At 62.8% G+C, this 19,127-nt stretch carries 17 protein-coding genes; 8 read left to right on the plus strand and 9 right to left on the minus strand.

What is annotated here, in order from left to right; translation table 11 throughout:
* Positions 1-31: 31 nt before the first annotated feature.
* Positions 32-1,126 (plus strand): polyamine ABC transporter substrate-binding protein, encoded by a 1,095-nt coding sequence (locus tag LB519_RS28440; protein ID WP_013532534.1) that lies wholly within the window; start codon positions 32-34, stop codon positions 1,124-1,126.
* A gap of 109 nt (positions 1,127-1,235) precedes the next feature.
* Here LB519_RS28440 and LB519_RS28445 read toward each other — a convergent pair whose 3' ends face one another.
* Entirely contained in the window at positions 1,236-1,985 is a 750-nt protein-coding gene (locus LB519_RS28445; protein ID WP_013532535.1) for a helix-turn-helix transcriptional regulator, read from the minus strand.
* 217 nt (positions 1,986-2,202) lie between these two features.
* Between LB519_RS28445 and LB519_RS28450 the strand changes: the two genes are divergently transcribed.
* The 3 genes from LB519_RS28450 (at position 2,203) to LB519_RS28460 (ending at position 5,755) form a co-directional block, all read left to right on the plus strand.
* Entirely contained in the window at positions 2,203-3,720 is a 1,518-nt protein-coding gene (locus LB519_RS28450) for a S10 family peptidase (protein WP_127369405.1), read from the plus strand.
* A gap of 178 nt (positions 3,721-3,898) precedes the next feature.
* A complete protein-coding gene (locus tag LB519_RS28455; protein WP_013532537.1) occupies positions 3,899-4,786 on the plus strand; it encodes a DMT family transporter in 888 nt (295 codons plus the stop codon).
* Positions 4,787-4,846: 60 nt separating this feature from the next.
* Positions 4,847-5,755 (plus strand): DMT family transporter, encoded by a 909-nt coding sequence (locus LB519_RS28460; protein WP_224621692.1) that lies wholly within the window; start codon positions 4,847-4,849, stop codon positions 5,753-5,755.
* A gap of 195 nt (positions 5,756-5,950) precedes the next feature.
* Here the strand turns inward: LB519_RS28460 and LB519_RS28465 are convergent, their stop codons facing one another.
* On the minus strand, positions 5,951-6,805 hold the full coding sequence (locus tag LB519_RS28465; protein WP_224621693.1) for a LysR substrate-binding domain-containing protein: 855 nt from the start codon (positions 6,803-6,805) through the stop codon (positions 5,951-5,953).
* 113 nt (positions 6,806-6,918) lie between these two features.
* Between LB519_RS28465 and LB519_RS28470 the strand changes: the two genes are divergently transcribed.
* The gene (locus tag LB519_RS28470; RefSeq protein WP_013532540.1) at positions 6,919-7,326 is read left to right on the plus strand and encodes a tautomerase family protein; all 408 of its coding nucleotides are present in this window, start codon (positions 6,919-6,921) and stop codon (positions 7,324-7,326) included.
* Positions 7,327-7,449: 123 nt separating this feature from the next.
* Entirely contained in the window at positions 7,450-9,672 is a 2,223-nt protein-coding gene (locus LB519_RS28475; RefSeq protein WP_064993130.1) for an AMP-binding protein, read from the plus strand.
* Between the two features lie 27 nt (positions 9,673-9,699).
* Here LB519_RS28475 and LB519_RS28480 read toward each other — a convergent pair whose 3' ends face one another.
* From LB519_RS28480 to LB519_RS28490, 3 genes are all read right to left on the minus strand, one after another.
* On the minus strand, positions 9,700-10,518 hold the full coding sequence (locus tag LB519_RS28480) for a CDP-alcohol phosphatidyltransferase family protein (RefSeq protein WP_013532542.1): 819 nt from the start codon (positions 10,516-10,518) through the stop codon (positions 9,700-9,702).
* A gap of 3 nt (positions 10,519-10,521) precedes the next feature.
* On the minus strand, positions 10,522-11,220 hold the full coding sequence (locus LB519_RS28485) for a phosphatidylserine decarboxylase (protein WP_224621694.1): 699 nt from the start codon (positions 11,218-11,220) through the stop codon (positions 10,522-10,524).
* Positions 11,221-11,418: 198 nt separating this feature from the next.
* The gene (locus LB519_RS28490) at positions 11,419-12,711 is read right to left on the minus strand and encodes a DUF4375 domain-containing protein (protein WP_224621696.1); all 1,293 of its coding nucleotides are present in this window, start codon (positions 12,709-12,711) and stop codon (positions 11,419-11,421) included.
* A gap of 324 nt (positions 12,712-13,035) precedes the next feature.
* On the opposite strand from LB519_RS28490, the gene LB519_RS28495 reads away from it, so the two are divergent.
* The gene (locus tag LB519_RS28495; protein ID WP_224621697.1) at positions 13,036-13,899 is read left to right on the plus strand and encodes an SMP-30/gluconolactonase/LRE family protein; all 864 of its coding nucleotides are present in this window, start codon (positions 13,036-13,038) and stop codon (positions 13,897-13,899) included.
* A gap of 8 nt (positions 13,900-13,907) precedes the next feature.
* Here LB519_RS28495 and LB519_RS28500 read toward each other — a convergent pair whose 3' ends face one another.
* From LB519_RS28500 to LB519_RS28515, 4 genes are all read right to left on the minus strand, one after another.
* Positions 13,908-14,255, minus strand: a complete 348-nt coding sequence (locus LB519_RS28500) for an antibiotic biosynthesis monooxygenase (RefSeq protein ID WP_064993128.1) — start codon at positions 14,253-14,255, stop codon at positions 13,908-13,910.
* Positions 14,256-14,362: 107 nt separating this feature from the next.
* Complete coding sequence (locus LB519_RS28505; protein WP_064993127.1) at positions 14,363-16,243, minus strand: ABCB family ABC transporter ATP-binding protein/permease; 1,881 nt, start codon at positions 16,241-16,243, stop codon at positions 14,363-14,365.
* A 21-nt stretch (positions 16,244-16,264) separates the two neighbouring features.
* Positions 16,265-16,597 (minus strand): ArsR/SmtB family transcription factor, encoded by a 333-nt coding sequence (locus LB519_RS28510; protein ID WP_013532548.1) that lies wholly within the window; start codon positions 16,595-16,597, stop codon positions 16,265-16,267.
* Positions 16,598-16,806: 209 nt separating this feature from the next.
* Positions 16,807-18,252 (minus strand): LysM peptidoglycan-binding domain-containing protein, encoded by a 1,446-nt coding sequence (locus LB519_RS28515; protein WP_224621699.1) that lies wholly within the window; start codon positions 18,250-18,252, stop codon positions 16,807-16,809.
* 125 nt (positions 18,253-18,377) lie between these two features.
* Between LB519_RS28515 and LB519_RS28520 the strand changes: the two genes are divergently transcribed.
* Positions 18,378-18,989, plus strand: a complete 612-nt coding sequence (locus LB519_RS28520; protein ID WP_013532550.1) for a TIGR00730 family Rossman fold protein — start codon at positions 18,378-18,380, stop codon at positions 18,987-18,989.
* Positions 18,990-19,127: the final 138 nt, after the last annotated feature.

Here is a 19,127-nt window from a genome sequence, read left to right on the forward strand (position 1 = left end):
CGAGAACACATAGCGAAAACGGAGGACATTCATGCGCGCTCTGATCTTCTCAACCCTGCTTGCCTGCGGCGTCTGCGCAAATGCGGCTTCGGCGGACGAGGAAAAGATCGTCAACGTCTACAACTGGTCCGACTACATCGCGCCGGACACGGCCGAGAAATTCGAGAAGGAAACGGGAATCAAGGTTCGTTACGACGTCTATGACGGCAACGAGGTGCTTGAGACCAAGCTGCTCACCGGCGGCTCCGGATATGACGTGGTCTACCCTTCAGCCTATCCGTTCCTCAAGAACCAGGTGAAAGCAGGGGCTTTCCTGGAACTCGACAAATCGAAGCTTGCCAACCACTCGAAGATCGATCCGCAAGCCCTCGCGCTGATCGCCGGCGCCGACCCGCAGAACCTGCATGCAGTGCCCTATATGGCGGTCACCGACGGCATTGGCTACAACGTCGCTGCGGTGAAGCAGCGGCTGCCGGACGGGCCGACAGATTCCTTCGCCATGGTCTTCGACGTCGATGTGGTCAAGAAGCTGTCCGATTGCGGTGTAGCTATCATCGATGCGCCGGCTGAAGTCATCCCGATGGCGATGAACTACCTTCACATCAACCCCAAATCGACCAGTCCCGACGACCTCGCCAAGGTCGAGGACCTGCTGGTCAAGGTGCGGCCCTACATCCGCTATTTCCATTCGTCGAAATACATCAACGACCTCGCCAACGGTGACATCTGTGTGGTGTTGGGCTGGTCGGGCGACATACTCCAGGCAAGGACCCGTGCGGCGGAATCCGTGAAGAAGCTGGAGATCGCCTATTCCATCCCCAAAGAAGGCACGCTCATCAACTTCGATACGATGGCGGTACCGAAAGATGCGCCGCATCCCGACAACGCCCAGGCCTGGATCAACTTCAATCTGCGGCCCGATATCGCCGCGGCCAATTCCAGCTATGTCTCCTACGCCAATGCGATACCGGAGTCCCTGCCGCTGATGGACAAGGCCATAGCCAGCGACCCCGGCGTCTTTCCGCCTGATGCCGTGAAGGCCAAACTGTTCGTGGTGGACAACAACGACCCAAAGCTGCTGCGATCCCAAAACCGCATGTGGACGCGCATCGTGACGGGACAATAGAGCAATTCCAGAAAAAGTGCGCAGCGGTTTTCCCGGGAAAAGCGCGTAGCGCTTTCCCTTGGGAATTGCGTCAAAGCAAAAAGACAGAGCCGGGCGGAAGCCGTCAGGCTCAAGCGGCTTCGCGGATGGCCGCCAGCAACTCGACCTGGGAGTGCACACCGAGCTTGCGATAGATCTGCTTGATGTGGTTGCGGACGGTCCCGGGCGAGATGGCGAGGCATCGCGAAATCGTCTTGGCGTTGCCACCATCGACCAGATGTCGTGCAATCTCGGTCTCGCGCCTGCTCAGCCGCGAGCGAGCGTCACCGATTGCGGCGCCCTTGTGCCGGAAGCGGCACAGATGGAGCAATCTTTCCAAAATGAGCCTTGTCGCGCTGCTTGCCGCGCAAGCCGTCGCCAGATCCTGCTCGCCAAATGGTTCTGCCCCGTTTCGCCTGAGAAAAGTGACATAGCCAGCGGTCAGCCGGTCGAGATTGAACACGCCGGTGATCTCGTCGAAACTGTCGGAAGGGCCGAAGAATTCGCGATAGTAGGGAGTGCGCTGGAAGTCGCCATTGCGGAGTGCCGACAGCGGCAACAGGAAATCCTGCCTTGTGCTGGCGAACCTCTGGAAGAAGGGATCCTGGCGATACAGTCGTGCATCGTAGTCGCGGTTCCAGCGATCGGGACCGGCATCGTCGATGGTCAGGGATGTGATGTCGCGACGGTAAAAGCCGACATAGGCGCGGTCGGAGCCAAGCAACTCGCTCGCCGCTGCCGTGAAGCGAGCCGACAACTCTTCGGGAGTCACGGCAACGGCCGCAGCGGCGACACCGCCGCTCCAGCGCCCAAACTGATCGAGGGAAAGGTTCGACTGCATTCCAATTCATACTAGGCATGATGCCGAAAAGTGTGAAGCGGTTTTCGGACGGCATCATGCTCCATCTGTTTGATTTAGAGCCGGATTCAGATTTCAGGTCGATCGACCTGAAATCATCCGGCTCTAGCGCAAGCCGTTGCAAGTTCAAATCAGCCATTTCCTTTGACTTCGACCCTCTCGGCCATACCTATGCGGGAGTCGTTGTCGCGGAGCCATCATGCCGGTCAAATTGAAACTGATCTGCCTTATCCTGCCGATGCTCGCCGTCCTGGCGCAGCCCGTCCTGGCTGAAACGGCGGAGCGGCCGGCGCCCTCGGGCGGCGTGCTATCCCTGCTGCCGCCGCCGCAGACCACCAACCATTCGATCACGCTGGCCGGGCGCAAGCTGGATTACCAGGCAAAGGCGGCGACCCTGTCGCTGCTATCGGGCAAGGGCGACGTCACGGCGGAGATCTTCTACGTCGCCTACACACTGGAGCCGCCGGCAAGCGGGGCCAAAGACCAGCAGCGGCCGATCACCTTCGTGTTCAACGGCGGCCCTGGAGCAGCGTCCGCCTATCTGCATATCGGCGCACTCGGTCCACGGATAATCGCGACGGGAGCCGACGGCGAATTCCTGCCGTCACCGCAAAGACTGATCGACAATCCGGACAGCTGGCTCGACATGACCGATCTCGTCTTCGTCGATCCGGTGGGAACCGGCTATAGCCGCGAGGCACCGGGTCAGGACACGCGCGACTTCTGGGGCGTCAACCAGGATGCCGGCTCGATAGGCGCCTTCATCCGGCTCTATCTCGCGCAGAACGGCCGCACCGGGTCGCCGCTGTTCCTCGCCGGCGAAAGCTATGGCGGGTTCCGCGCAGCGCTGCTCTCCAGGACGTTGCAGGAAGATATCGGCATCAGTCCGAACGGCATCGTGCTGATCTCCCCGGCGCTGGAGTTCACGCTGGTGCAGCCCGACGAATTCGAGCCGCTGCATTGGGCGCTCGAACTGCCTTCACTGGCTGCGGTGCGCCTGCGCGCCGAAGGCGTCAGCGGCGACGCGTTGCGGGAGAAGCTGGCAGACGTCGAACATTATGCGATGGGCGATTACCTAACGGCAATCACCAGCGGACTGGAGCAAGGCAGGCGGCTGGCCAGCCAACGCGTGGCTGACATCACCGGCCTGCCGCTCGACCTGGTGCAGCGGAACTCCGCCCGCATCCCCACCGGCCTGTTCGCAAGGGAGTTCGCCCGCGCCAGCGGCAAGGTGCTCAGCCCCTATGACGCCACGATCGGCACGGCCGACATCGCGCCCGAGAGCGCCCGCATCGCCGGCCCGGATCCGGTGCTCGACCGCAGCGTGCCGGCGCTGACGTCGGCGTTCGTCGGCTATATCAGCGACGAACTGCATTTTCGCACCGATGTCAGCTATCGGCTGCTCAATGGCGAAATCAGCCACAATTGGGATTACGGGACCGGCGCCTCGCGGCAAGGCTATGCCGGGGTGATGGACGATCTGCAGCGCGCACGCTCGCTGAACCCTTCGCTCGGCGTCGTGATCGTCAACGGCTACACCGACCTGGTGACACCTTACCTCGCCTCGCGCTACCTGGTGAGCCAGATCCCGTCGCTCGCCAATGCCAAGCCCATCCGTCTCGATGTCGTCGAGGGCGGGCACATGATGTATTTCAGGTCCGACGGCCGGCGCGCGCTGAAAGAAGCCGCTTCGGAACTTTACCAGGCGACGCAGTAGGCTTGGCGACAGTGCAGTTCGGCAAAGACCCGTGCCCCAATATAAGCACCGGGCTGGCGTAGCGCCGCAGGGGTTTTCGCCCGTATAGCTTGGTACCAAGGGAGTTGAATTCACGGCTCCCTTGTGTCACTCCTCACAGCATTTCTGCCGCTCCGGCAAATTTGGTCCCACGCGCCTTATGGCCGATATCGCCATTCTCGAAACACGCGAGCGGGTTCTTGCAGGCATCCTGCTGACCGGTGCGGCCTATCTGCTGTTTTCGACACAGGATGCTTCGATCAAGCTGCTGGTCGTCGGCATGAGCGTCTGGCAGATCATGTTCTTCCGCAGCATCACCATTCTGGGCGCGTGCGCGGCGATCGGCGGACGACAGCTGTTTGCCGACACGATGCGCTCGCCGATCGTGCGGCCGATGCTGGTGCGCAGTGCCTTCACGCTTGCTGCGTGGCTCTGCTACTACAACGCCGCGCGCAGCCTGCAGCTCGCCGAACTGACCACCGTTTATTACGCGGCCCCGATCATCGTCACCGTGCTTTCGGTGTTCCTGCTCGGCGAAAAAGTGCCGATGCTGCGCTGGCTGGCGGTGCTGATCGGCTTTGCCGGCGTGTTCATCGCTTGCGATCCGACCCATCTCGGCCTGTCCGTGCCGGTGCTGCTGGTGCTGGCGGCCGCCTTCTTGTGGGGCATCGCCATCGTGCTCTTGCGCAGGACCGCCCTTGCCGAGCGCTCGATGATCCAGCTCCTGCTCAACAATTTCTATTTCCTGCTGTTTTCGGCGGTGCCGGCGTTGCTTTGGTGGCGGACACCCGACTGGACCCAGCTGCTGCTGCTTGCCAGCGTCGGCGCACTCGGCGGCCTGGCGCAGTATCTTCTCTTCGAAGGCATGAAGCGCACGCCGGCCTCGGTTCTCGCGCCGCTGGAATACACCTCGCTATTGTGGGCATTCGCACTCGGCTTTGCGATCTGGGGCGACGTGCCGCGCCGCGAAGTTTTCCTGGGCGCTGCGCTGATCGTCGCCGCCGGCCTGCTGATCGTCGGCACCGAGCATTTCCGCAAACGGCTATGATGTGCATGGCCATGATTGCTGACGCTACGATGTCAGGACCAAGCGGCGTAGGCTGGCGGCATGACTGAGATTGCAGCCGCCACCGACACCGCCGCGGAGCGGACACTCGGCATCATCCTGGTGTCGTCCTCAGCCGCCGTCTTCGGCCTGACGGGCGTGCTGACGAAATCAATCCACGCCGACCCGTTGACCATCATCTGCTGGCGCGGCTTTGTCGGCGCGATCCTGATCAGCTTCTATGTGCTGTGGCGGCGTCACCGTTCCGGTGGGCGTGAGACCCTGCGGCTTGGCTGGCGCGGCTGGCTGCTGGCGGTGGAAGGCGCGCTGGCCAGCATCGCTTTCATCTCGGCGTTCAAGTTCACCTTCGTCGCCAATGTCGCTGTCATCTATGCCACAGCACCTTTCGTCACGGCGCTGCTGGCCTGGGTTCTGACGCGCGAACCCTTCCGGTTGCAGACGATGGGCGCCGCCGCAGTGTCGCTGTGCGGCGTGGCGATCATGGTCTGGTCCGGCTTCGGCACCGGCAATCTGTTCGGCGACGGACTGGCACTGCTGATGACCATCGGCAGCGGCCTTTACATGATCATGGTTCGCGCCTTCCGCGACACGCCCGTGGTGTGGGCCGGTGCGGTGTCGGCATTCCTGTTGTTCGTGCTCGGTTGGTTCGTCACCGATCCGCTGGCGGTTTCGCCGAGAGATGCCGTTCTGCTCACCACTTTCGGCGCGTCCTTCGCGCTGTCCTCGATCCTGTGGACGGAGGGCGCACGACTCATCCCGCCGGCCGAATCCGGGCTTCTCGGTTCGGCCGAAGTGCCGTTCGCGATCCTGTTTGCCTTCCTGTTCCTGGGCGAGATTGCACCAGCCGCCAGCATGATCGGCGGCGCCGTCGTGCTCACCGCAGTGTTCGCCCATGCGGGGCGGGATTGGCTGATGGCGCGCTCGCAACGCATGGCGTCAAATATTTCTTAAAAAAGTGAGACAGTCATGGAACCATCATCCGGGTCAGGCATTATTGCTGCGACGGGCCATCCCCAAGTCCCCCCAAACCCCTCGGCCCGTCCTACTCCAAGCCGACCGTAAGGTCGGCTTTTTCTTTGCCGCTTGCCGACCGTAAGGTCGGTTTTCTTTGCCACTTGGGACCGCAAGGTCGGGTTCGTTGGGCATTCAGCCCGACAAGGCAAGGTTGGCGCTGAGCAGGGTCGCCAGATCGGCTGCCGATCCATCGGCACCGGCGCGCAGCCGGATGGCGAACTCAGCCAAAGGCACCTGCGGCAGGCCAAGCTGGCGCGGCGCCTCGACAATCCCGGAATGGGCAAAGCGAGCCGTTCGCAGCGTCAGTGCGACACCGGCGTTCACGGCTGTGCGCAGGCCGGCCAGACTGGCGCTGCCGGCAGCAATGCGGTAGCGGCGGCCGGCGGCATCGAGTGCGGCAAGTGCCGCTTCGCGAAAACCGCAATATGGATCGAGCAGCGCCAGCGGCAGTTCCTCCTGCCGCGTGGCCAGCCCCTTTTGTGAGCATAGCCATATCATCGGCTCGCGCAGCACGCCGACTTCGTCCGGCGCTGCCGTCTGGCGCATGACGATCGCCAGATCGAGGCCGCCAGACTGCAGCGCCTGCGCCAACTCGGCGGAACGGCCGACCCGCAGTTCGATCCTGACGCGCGGATGGCTGCCGGCGAAAGCACGCAGCAGATCCGGCAGGCCGCTGTCGGCAAAATCCTGCGTCGTGCCGATGGCAACGCGCCCGGCAGCGCGGGCGCCCTTCAGCGCCAGCCAAGCCTCGCGATGGGCGGCAAGAATGCGCTTGGCGTGGCCGACGAGATCCTCACCCGCCGGCGTCAGACCACGTCCTCGCCCTTGCGCCGCCAGCAGCGGCTCGCCGACGATTTCCTCCAGCCGCTGCATCTGGGCGGTCACCGCCGAGGGCGAGCGGCCAATGCTTGCAGCCGCCCGGGCCAGCGAGCCGCTGTCGACGAAAGCAAGGAAGGTTCGGAGCAGATCGGGATCCAGTGTTTCCATACTTCGACAATATCGAAGTATGGGTTAAAAACAATTCGATTTTTTTGACTAAAAGGTGGTGGCATGGTTGTTTCAACGGCGATCGGACGCCGCTCAAGCCAAGGAGAAGAAGAATGCCTATCATCAACATCAGCGTCACCGGCAAACCTGACGCGGCGCTTTCCGCTCGCATCGCAAAGGAGGCCACAGAAATCACCGCGACGCAGCTGCGCAAGGACCCGACGATCACGGCAGTTGCCGTGTCCTATGTCGATCCGCAGCACTGGTTCGCCGGCGGCAAGTCGCTGGCCGAGCACGGCACCAACACGTTCTGGCTTGATATCAAGGTGGTCGACGGCACCAACACCAAGCTTGAGCTGGAGGCCTATCTGAAGGCGATCTTCGCAGCCTTCGGCCGTCTGCTGGGCGGCGTGCACGAGGAGAGCTACGCCTTCGTGCATGAAGTGCCGGCAGCCGCTTACGGCTATGGCGGCAAGACGCAGGAATTTCGTTTCATCAGTGGACGGCTGCAGGCGGCGTGAGAAGCAGCTTCCCGCACCAAGGGAAGCAAAAGCTCCGCATTGACCTTGCTCCCACATCGTCTAGGTTCTGGCCGACACGGCCGCAAAGAGCCGAGATGCTAAAAACGTTGGGAGAGACGCGGCATGATCCTGACACTGGCGCTGCTTGCGGGTCTTGTTCTGGCCTGGCTCCTGATTGGCGTGGCGGAAAAATTCCGCCTCGGCCTACGCTTCACCCAGGCGCTGCTCTATGTCCCGTTCAAGCTTGCCTACCGGATCGGAGACAGCCGCATCAGGATCGCCCGCAAGGCGCAGGCCCCAGTCATCTACGTCATCTCTCATCAATCGCGCTTCGAGCCGGCGCTGATGCTGTCGCTGCTGCCGGAAGACACGCTGCATATTCTCGATGAGGTCTCGGCGCGCTCGCCGTGGCTCGAACCTTGGCGCGAGCTTGGCCGTACCATCGCCTTCAACGCCGAACATGTCTTCGTCAGCCGCCGGCTGGTGCGGGTGCTGAAGGGCAAGGGCCGGCTCGCTGTCTATCTGCCGGATGCAGTCGAGCCCGACGTCAAGACGTTTCGGTTGTTTCGTGCCGTCACCCGCATCGCCATGCAGGCCGATGCCAAAATCGTGCCGATCTTCGTCGGCGGCGCGCGCAGCCTGCCGGTGTCGCTGACGCCTGGGGACAAGGCGCCACGACACTGGTTTCCGCAACTGTCGATCAGCGTGCTGGAGCCGATGACCATCACTGAGCTGGTGGCGCGCAACCCCGAGCAGGCCTCGAACACCAACGCGCTGTTCGACCGTGTCGCCGAGGCGCGGCTCTTCGGCACCAACCTCGATCGTGGCCTGTTCCTGGCCATGCGCGATGCCGCCGACCGCGTCGGCGCTTCGCATATCATCATCGAGGACGTGATCTCCGGCGCGCTGAGCTACCGCAAGCTGTTCATCGGCGCCCGCGTCCTGGGCAGGCGCTTCGAGGCGGTAACGGCTCCGGGCGAGGCAGTCGGCGTGATGCTGCCCAATGCCAATGGCGTCGTGCTGTCGCTCACCGGCCTTCTGTCGGCCGGCCGGGTGGCGGCGATGATCAACTACACGGCCGGGCCGGCGAGCGTCACCGCGGCCGTGCGCACGGCGGTGATAAGGACCGTGATTTCGTCCCGCGCGTTCGTCGAGAAGGCCGACCTTGCCGATATCGTCGCGGCGGTCGAAAAGGGCGGCGCCAGGCTTCTCTGGCTCGAGGATGTGCGGGAGAGCGTCACCGCGCTGGACAAGCTTGCCGCCGCCTTGCTGTGGCGCTGGCCGCTGCAGCGACAGGACGCGGCCAAGCCGGCGGTGATCCTGTTCACCTCGGGCTCGGAAGGCACGCCGAAGGCAGTCGTGCTGTCGCACAAGAACCTTTACGCCAACGCCATGCAGGCTGAGGCGCGCATCACCATCTCGCCCGCCGACATCCTGCTCAACGTGCTGCCGGTGTTCCATTCGTTCGGCCTGACGGGCGGCACCATCCTGCCGCTGGTCACCGGGGTAAAACTGTTCCTCTACCCCTCGCCGCTGCACTACAAGATCATCCCCGAGGTTGCGCGCAAGGTGAAACCGACCATTATGTTCGGCACCGACACGTTCCTCGCCAACTATGCGCGTACCGCCAAGGACGGCGATTTTTCCAGCCTGCGCTTCGTCGTTGCCGGCGCCGAGGCGGTGAAGCCGGAAACCCGCCGCGTCTATCGCGAACGCTTCCAGGCCGAGATCATCGAAGGGTTCGGGCTGACAGAGGCGGCACCGGTGGTTGCCGTCAACACGGCAATCCATGGCCGCGACGGTACCGTCGGGCGGCTGCTGCCGGCCATGCGCATGAAGCTTGAGCCGATCGAAGGCATTTCCGATGCCGGCCAATTGTGGCTCGACGGACCGAACCTGATGATGGGCTATATGACATCGGACCGCCCCGGTGAATTGCAGCCGCTGACGGGCTGGCACGACACCGGCGACATCGTCGCTGTCGACCGCGAAGGCTTCATCACCATTCGCGGCCGCGCCAAGCGCTTCGCCAAGATCGCCGGCGAGATGGTGTCGCTGGGTGCTGTCGAGATGCTGGTGCAGTCGTTGTGGCCGGAAGAACGCCATGCGGCGGTAGCGGTGCCGGACAAGAGGCGCGGCGAGCGCATTGTGCTGGTCACCACCGCCGACGACGCCAATCCCGACGAGTTGCGCAGATTCGGCAAACAAGCGGGCGCCGCCGAACTGATGGTGCCCAACGACATCGTCAAGGTCGAGGAAATCCCGGTGCTGGGTTCGGGCAAGACCGACTATGTCTCGACCCGAAAGCTGGCGATCGACAGGCTGGGGCTCGGCGTCGCGGCCTGAGTCGGATCAAGCACTTCCGCCGACCTTCTAACCTATATCCGAAGGCGGTACCTTCTCGCCCTCCAGCTTGGCGCGTTTCGAATAGGCGCGCACACTGAACGGCAGGAAGATCAGGTAGCCGGCAACCGAAGCGGTCAGCGTGTACCAGGGGTAGGTCATCAGCAGCAGTACGTAGAGCACGACACCCAGGATGATCGGCAACACCCTGTCGCCCGGGATTTTCAGGCTCTTGCCGGAATAGACCGGCAGCCGGCTGACCAGCAGGAAGGCGACCAGTATGGTAAAGCCGGTGGCGACGAAGGCCGCTGGACGACTGGGCTCCAGCCCTGTGCGCAGGAAATAGAGATAGAGCGGCAGCATCACCAGCACAGCACCAGCCGGCGCCGGCACGCCGACGAAATATTCGGACTGCCATATCGGGCGGTCGGCCTTCTCGTCGTCGAGCACGTTGAAGCGGGCGAGCCTTAGCCCGCAGGCGATGGCGAACAGCAAGGCCGCAATCCAGCCCGGCGAGCCGGCACGGTCGAGCAGGAAGGCATAAAGCACCAAAGCCGGGGCGACGCCGAAATTGACGATGTCGGCCAGCGAATCCATCTGGGCGCCGAATTTGGAGGTTGCCTTCAGCATCCGCGCCAAGCGGCCATCAATGCCGTCGAGGAAAGCGGCCAGCAGCACCATCACCACGGCCGGCTCGAAGCGGCCTTCGAAGCCGAAGCGGATGCCCGACAGACCGGCGCAGATGGCAAGCACGGTGACGAGGTTGGGCAGCACCATGCGCATCGGGATCTCGCGGATGCGCGGACCGCCGCTGGCATGGGCCTCGAACTTCTTATACTGCGTGCCCACGGCTCAGGAAATCCGCACGAGGGGTGTGCCGGCGACACCGCCGAATTCGGCCAGCACGGTTTCGCCGCCGACCGCTGTCTGGCCGACGGCAACGCGCGGCGTGGCGGTCAAGGGCAGGAAGACATCGACGCGCGAGCCGAAGCGGATCAAGCCGAAACGCTCGCCGGTGCCGATCGAGCCGCCCGCCTCGGCCCAACAGACGATCCGCCGCGCCACCAGGCCGGCGATCTGGACGGCGGCGATCGTGCCGTTGGGGCTTTCGATGACCAGGCCGTTGCGCTCGTTCTCGGTGCTGGCCTTGTCGAGTTCGGCGTTGAGGAATTTGCCCGGCCGATGTTCGATTTTCGCAATACGGCCGCGCACCGGGGCGCGGTTCACGTGGCAGGAAAAGACGTTCATGAACACCGAGATGCGGGTCATCTCGGCATTGCCGAGGCCGAGTTCGCGCGGCGGCACGGCGGGTCCGACCGCCGAGATGATGCCGTCGGCGGGGCTGACCACCAAGCGGTCGTCGACCGGCGTGACGCGCTCGGGATCGCGGAAGAAATAAACGCACCAGGCCGTCAGGATCAGACCGATCCAGAACAGGACCGAGGAGAAATAGCCGAGGAAAAGCGTCGCCGCGCCAAAGGCCGCGATGAAGGGATAGCCTTCGCGATGGATCGGTACGAACGCGTTCTTGACCGTATCGACAAGGCTCATCAGCTAAAAACAGGCTCCGTTTCAGGTGGGGCCTCAATAGCCGAAAGCCCCCCTCGCCGCAACGCAACAATCGGCGGCGCGGGCGAACGGGCAAGGGCCTGTCGCCTCAGGATAGCCGAACGCTCCGCGTTCGTGAGGTCGCGACCGGCTCGCATGCCTGTGCCACTGGCGTCAGAATTTCGAGACAATCAGCCCAGATCAGTTGGCACCATCGGCTTCGGCGCGCACAAAATGTTCTTCGATCTCAAGCCTATGGGCATCCGCCAGCGGATCTTCGGCGCCCGACCTCAAGAGCGCGCTCCCGTTGGGTGAGGACACCAAAAACAGCAGTCTACCGTCAGCAGCAACTGTCCAACTGACGACCGATCCTCCCTCGCTCGGAATCAGCATCGATGGCAAAGCAACTGCTCCTGCCGTATCAATTCCAGCCCTGCGCAAAAGAAGGTCGAGGGCTGCTGGTGCCCCGTATTCATCAGCCAGTTCGATGACTGTCGCTATTGAATCAGCGCCGACATGCGACAGCTTCAGACCGACACGTGGAGCACCTTCGCCAAGTAACTCATCAACGCTATCGACCGGTCCGAGGTCGAGTTGCAGTTCTGTACCATCAGCAGCCAGGTACTGGTATGCAGCCGCATGCGTTGGCGTGACTACGCACAAACGCACCCTGCCGGCGTTGGTTACGACCGGAAATGTCATCTGCTTCTCGCCATCTATGCCCAACCTCCGTCCTTTGCCGAGCCCGAGCTTAACCTCGGGCTGCGGCAAAGCTGCACAGGCGAGCCCGATGCCCACTTCAAGTCGGCTCGTCATCACTGCTTTCAGATGGAACACCGAACGATGGCGCAATCGAGGTTCGCGCCTGGGGTTGGCCATCACAATGTCAAGAGTGGCCTCCTGGCATTCGGCATCGTCGACAATCTCCAGTTCAGGCCAGGAGGCTATCCAACCCACTGCGCGGGCAAGCATCGGGACGCTGTCTTCCTCCTTGTAAAAAAGATCGTCGAGTCCATCAAGGAAATCAGCGCGGCCACCTTCGAATCCAGTCTGTTCCTCCGCTTCCTTGGGATGTTCCCGGACCCAAGCAACCATCTGTTTCAAAATAGCTAAATGGTTTTCTGCTCGCATTCCAGCCAAAGCCAAATGCACATCCGAGGTGACTTTATCGAGGTGATCACGGTAATTGTGAATAAATTGGCTATGGCCGCCATTAGCCACTTCCATCCCGTATAGGTAAGCGTGAAAAAACTGCCTCGCTGACGGCGGTATTTCGTGATCTTTGTAGAGGCCCTGATCAAACATTGCAGTCACGAAATCCATGACTGCAGTCACGAGGTCAGCAACGTAGTTTTCCTTAGCGGCGCGCTCGACTGCTGAAAACGGGACAACAATTGAAGTCACGCGCGGACTGGCCGTCGGTTGCTCCGGCTGGTGCGCCGAAATCGTTATCGACTGCTGCAGCCTTTTCTTTCGCGAAAAAATTCCGAACATTCCAAAGCCTTCTTACCCGGAGGAAAGCAATACCGGTAGATCAGAGTCTGTCGGCAGAATATCACTTGGAAAAGTGGACAAAAAGGCGCTTGAAATTCATTTTCACTGCGTCTTACCAACATTTTGAAGAACACTTCAACCGATAGTTTGAAGAACACTCCAAAAACTGACCTCGAGGCTTCGTCGCGAACTCAGCAAAGGGCAGCCAAACCAAAATATCGGTTCTGTGCCTGTCGGCAGACCGCTGCCTCGCCCGTCCTTGGTGAGACAGCGCCATCATGGACCATTTGGCGATGCTGACGCACTCAACAAGGAGTCCCCTACATGCAGAAACCACCTGCCCCCCAAGCGCATCTCGTCACTGCCGGTCTCGCTTTCGGCGAGTCGCCGCGCTGGCATGACGGACGGCTGTGGCTTTGCAACTGGGGCACCGGCGAGATTATCGCCGTCGATGCCGACGGCAACCGCGAGGTCATGCTCACCGTACCGGCTGTCCTGCCCTACTCCATTGACTGGCTGCCGGATGGCCGCCTGCTCGTCATCTCCGGCCGCGAAGGGCTGCTGCTACGACAAGAGGCCGACGGGAGCCTCGTCACTCGCGCCGATTTGCGTGACCTGTCGAAAAGCCCTTGGAACGAGATCGTCGTCGACGGGCGCGGCAACACCTATGTCAATGGCGGCGGACCGGCGCCGGCTTCGGGCGAGCATTTCGGCCCCGGCACCATCGTGTTGATCACGCCGGACGGCGCGGTCCGGCAGGTGGCGGAAAATATCGCCTTTGCCAACGGCATGGCAGTGAGCCCGGACAACAAGACGCTGATTGTCGCGGAATCCCATGCCAATCGGCTGACCGCCTTCGACATTGCCGCCGACGGCAGCCTTGCCAACCGAAGGGTCTGGGCCGACCTCGACGGCTATCCCGACGGCATCTGCCTCGATGCCGAAGGGGCGGCCTGGTATGCGGATGTTCCCAACAAGCGTTGCGTGCGGGTGCGTGAAGGCGGCGAGGTGCTGCAGACAGTGACCGTCGATCGCGGCTGCTTTGCCTGCATGCTGGGCGGCACCGACAGGAAAACGCTGTTCATTCTCGCCGCCGAATGGCGCGGCTTCGAGCATATGGTCAGCGACGCCCGCACCGGCCAGGTGTTCAGCGTCGAAGCGCCGGCACCTGGCATCGGCTGGCCGTAACAGCCTTGCTACAACCCAGGAACCCTCTGATAGTTGGCGATGTCGGCGCGAACGCCGAGCCGGGCAATCGTCTCCTGCGGGTTGAAGGCGATGCGCTCGTGCGCGGCCTTGACGATCGGCACGACATTGTCGACGGCCGCCTGGCTTTCCCATTCGACGATGGTGACGAGGTTGAATTCGCCCGGCCCGGAGAATTGCTCGAGCAGGAAATCCTGCACGAAGCCCCGCTGCAGGCGCAGCAATTCATGCGTTGTCCTGACCTTGGCGAGTATCTCCTCGCGGGCGCCGGCCGGGACGACGAATTTGTCCACCCTGAACACGCTGCCGCCGTTAACAGTCTGATTTATCTTGCTCATTCGATTGCTCCGTTCCTGGATCATGGTGTTTTTTGGGCTCCAGGAACGGCCTACAATCTCAACTTAAGTTGAGGTCAAGCGCAAAAATCAGATCACACGCCGAACCTTCAATTCACCTCCGACGTGCGCCGGCGGACGATGACGCCAAGTTCGTCGCCCTCGCGAGCCAAGCGCAGCCGCTCTTCGGCTTCGGTCGCCTCGCGCTGGCGGTCCCACATCGAGGCGTAGAGGCCATGTTTGCGCATCAGCTCGGCATGGGTGCCGCGCTCGGCGATCTGGCCGTCCTGCAGCACGATGATCTCATCGGCCGTGATCACCGTCGACAGGCGGTGGGCGATGACGATGGTGGTGCGGCCACGGCTGACCAGATCGAGCGCGGCCTGGATCTCCTGTTCGGTGTGGCTGTCGAGCGCCGAGGTCGCTTCGTCGAGCATCAGGATCGGCGGCGCCTTCAAAATGGTGCGGGCGATTGCCACGCGCTGCTTCTCGCCGCCCGAAAGTTTTAGCCCGCGTTCGCCGACCATCGACTTGTAGCCGTCAGGCAATCGCTCGATGAACGGGCCGATCTGAGCGAGTTCGGCGGCCTTGCGCATATCCTCCTCGCTGGCGCCGATGCGGCCATAGCGGATGTTGTAGGCGATGGTGTCGTTGAACAGCACGGTGTCCTGCGGCACCATGCCGATCGCCCCGCGCAGGCTCTCCTGCGTCACGTCCTTGATATCCTGGCCATCGATCAGCACCTGGCCGCCCTGAACGTCGTAGAAGCGGAACAAAAGCCGCGAGATGGTCGACTTGCCGGCACCCGAAGGCCCGACAATGGCGACGGTCTTGCCGGCCGGCACCTCGAAGCTGATGCCCTTCAGGATCTTCCGGTTCGGGTCATAGGAGAAGTGCACGTCGCGGAACTCGACCTTGCCGGCGCTGACCGCGAGTGGCCTGGCATCCGGCTTGTCGACGATCTCCTGCGGCACATCCAGCAGATCGAACATCTGCTCGATATCGGTGAGCCCCTGGCGGATTTCGCGGTAGATGAAGCCGATGAAATTGAGCGGCACCGACAGCTGCATCAGCATGGCGTTGATGAAGACGAAGTCACCGACGGTCTGCGTGCCGGCCCGCACTTCGAGCGCCGACATGCACATGACGATGACGGTGCCCAGGCCGAAGATGATGCCCTGCCCGAAATTCAACCAGCCAAGCGAGGTCCAGATGCGCGTCGCGGCGACCTCGTAGCGTGCCATGGAGCGGTCGAAGCGCTCGGCTTCCATGCCCTCATTGTTGAAATATTTCACCGTCTCGTAGTTGAGCAGCGAGTCGATTGCCTTGGTGTTGGCGTCGGTATCGCTGTCGTTCATGTCGCGGCGGATCGAGATGCGCCAGTCGCTGGCGCGGACCGTGAACCAGACATAGACCCAGACGGTGACCGCGACGACGACCACATATTTCCAGCCATAGGTGTAGGCGAAGATGCCCGTGGTCAGCGCGAATTCGAGGATGGTCGGCGCCGTGTTGAGCATGATGAAGCGCACGATCGTCTCGATGCCCTTGGTGCCGCGCTCGATGATGCGCGACAGGCCGCCGGTGCGGCGCTCGAGATGGAAGCGCAGCGACAGTTGGTGCATGTGAACGAAAGTACGGAAGGCGAGCTGGCGCACGGCATATTGGCCGACGCGGGCAAACAGCGCGTCGCGCAACTGATTGAAGCCAAGCTGCACCAGGCGCACGACATTGTAGGCGACGACCAGCATGACGGGCGCCAGCAGGAAGCTCGGCAGCGGCGGCGCCGATTTGGCGTCGCCGGCCAGCGCGTCGGTCGCCCATTTGAAGAAATAGGGACCGGCGACCAGCGTCAGCTTGGCGACGACCAGCAACAGCGTCGCCCATGTGACCCGGGCTCTCAGATCGGCGCGATCCGCCGGCCACATGTAAGGCCACAAATTGAGCAGCGTCTTGAAAGTCGAGGAGTCGGAGACGGTTTTTTCGGCCATTTCTTGTGCCTTCTTCTTATTTCAGCGGCCGGAGCAGCAGGAATTGACGAGAGCGGCCACCGATGCGGAGACATCGGCGAGCGCGGCATGGTCGATCGCATAGCGCGAGCGCTGGCGATCGGGCTCGAAGCGAACCAGCCCGGCTTCGACCAGTATTTTCAGATGTTGTGACACGGTGGACTGCGCCAGATCTAAGCGGTCGACGACCTCGCGGCAGCAGCAGGAACTGCTCGTCGATAGGTGTTTCAGGATTTCGATCCGCGCCGGATGGGAAAGCGCTGCAAGTCGGGCGGCGACCGCACGGCTGTCCGGACCGCCGCATGATGCGTTTGTTTCCATCAGGGATTCTGCCATCGTTCATCGGCGATAGACGATGAACGGGCACGGGGCAAGCTAACCCTATGGGCAGAGCGCCGGAACCGCCAATCTCCCCCTCGTGGGAGAGATGTCCGGCAAAGGTAGCTCGACCGGATTTGGCCGACAGGCTGGCGAGGCGCCCCCCTCTGCCCTGCCGGGCATCTCCCACAAGGGGGAGATTGCGCTCAACCGTCGGCGCTCAAACCCTACTCCGTCTTGGCGGGCGCTGTCGTTGCCTGCTCGCCCATGGCCTTGAGGTCGGCGGCTTCGCCTTCCTTCGACTTTTCCGGGACCTTGAACACCTGGCCCGGCCAGATGCGGTCGGGATCACTGATCTGGTCCTGGTTGGCGAGGTAGATGGTCGAGAAGCGTACGCCGTGGCCATAGACGCGCCGCGAGATCCGCCACAGCGTGTCGTTGCGGCGGATGATGACGGCGCCGTCGGCATGTTCAAGCTTGGGCGCCACGGTCTCGGGCACATCGCTTGGCGGCGTCGCCTCCGCCACAACGGCCGGAGCCTCGGCGGCGGGAGCAGGCGTCGTGGCCGGGGCCGTTTCGGCCGCGGCCGGCGCCTCGGCGGCGGCAGGTGCGGCCGGCTTGGGCTGAACGGGCTTCGGCGCCGAGGGTGCCACGGCGGCGATCGCTTCGCCGGGCTCACGCTCGAACGGTACGGCCGCGCGGGCCACAACTGTCACACCGTCGGCATCGAGGCCGTCGACATGGATTGTGTAGCTGCCGACCGGAACGTCGCGCGTCGCCTCGACCAGGAAATGACCGTCCGTCGAAGTTTGCGCGTCACCGAGCAGGATGTCGTTGGCATAGGCGCGCACCTTGCGGCCGGCATCGGCGAGGCCGGCGACAAAGATCTTGCTGCCGTCGATCTCGACCGCCTCGACGACGATCTTGGGCTCGGTCACGCCTGCAGCGGGCGGCGTCGCCGGCGCTGCAGGAGCCGGTGTTGCGTCGACCACGGCTGGCGCTGGGGCGGCTGGCGCCGGAGCGGTTGCGGGGGCTTCGGCTGTGGGAGCAGCCGGCTTTGTCTCGGGTGCGGGAACGGTCAGCAATTCGGCCGGCTTGCCCGGCTCCTCGACCATGGCCAGCACCTGGCCGGCCGCATCCTTGGGAACCGAAACGACGGCGGTCTGCACCGAGGGCGTTACGACGTCACCGGTGGTCGCGCGCAGCGCGATCGTATAATCGCCGGGCTTCAGCGGATCATCGAGAATGATAACGAAGGCGCCATCGGGACCAGCGACCGTCGAGCCAAGCACCGTCGAGCCATTGAGGATTTCGACCTTGGCGTTGGGCGCCGCATTGCCGGCGACGACAATCGAGCCATTGCTTTCAACGCGCACGACGTCGAAAGACGGTGCGACCGGACCGGCCGCAGCCGGCGCGTCCGCGGCCGGTGCGGCCGGTGCCGTTGCCTGGGGCACTGCGGCGGGAGCCGCCGGGACCTCAGCGGCGGGCAGCCGCGCTTCGGTGCCGGGATCAGCCGATTTTGCCGCTGCGGGCGGCGTCTGCGCCGCCACTTGCGCCGGCGGCGTGGGATTGAGATACGGGTCGAGTGCGCCCGCTACATAGGCGGTTCCCGCGGCCGCAACGGTCCCACCCGCCGCGAACAGGAACGCCTTCAGTGGATTAATTGCCATATTTCCCTACCCCTTAGCCACCTAACGCCGGTCTAGCCTGTTTTAGCAATACCGACAAGAAAAAGCCCAGGCCGTTAACCCTTGGGGCTTGACCGCGCTTTCAGACCCAATCACCAATCATCGACATGAACACGATTCGATCCGTCTGCGTCTATTGCGGCTCGTCTCCGGGCCGCGATGAAATCTATATCAAGGCCGGACACCTGCTCGGGCGCTCAATTGCCAAAGCGGGATTGCGGCTGGTCTATGGCGGCGGCACCAAAGGCATCATGGGCGCTGTCGCCGAAGGCGCGCTCAAGGCCGGCGGCAAGGTGACGGGCATCATTCCGCGCTTCCTGATCAACAAGGAGGCGAGCGAAACAGCGCTTGACCGGCTCGATGAACTCTTGATCACCGACAACATGCACGAGCGCAAGCACAAGATGTTCGAGAAATCCGACGCCTTTGTGGCACTGCCGGGCGGCATCGGCACGGTCGAGGAGATCGTCGAGATCATGACCTGGGGACAACTTGGCCATCATCGCAAGCCGATCGTCTTCGCCAATGTCAAAGGATTTTGGGATCCGATGCTGGCGCTGCTCGATCACATGGCCGCCGAAGGCTTCATCCACACCGCGCAGCGGGTCAAGCCGCTGGTCGTCGACGACCCCGAAGCGATCGTCGCCGCCATCATGGTAGCCGGATCGTCCGTCGACGCCCCAACCGAGGGCGTGCAGTCGGTGATCGATAAGATGTAGGGGAATAAGGCAGTAGGGCAGTAGGGCAATATGTGACAACAAGTGAATTGCCTGGAGGTCTCTGCCCTACTGCCCTACTGCCCTACTGCCCTACTGCCCTACTGCCCTACTGCCCTACTGCCCTACTGCCCTACTGCC

It is taken from the genome of Mesorhizobium sp. AD1-1 (genome assembly GCF_020164655.1).
Taxonomy (GTDB): Bacteria; Pseudomonadota; Alphaproteobacteria; order Rhizobiales; family Rhizobiaceae; genus Mesorhizobium; species Mesorhizobium ciceri.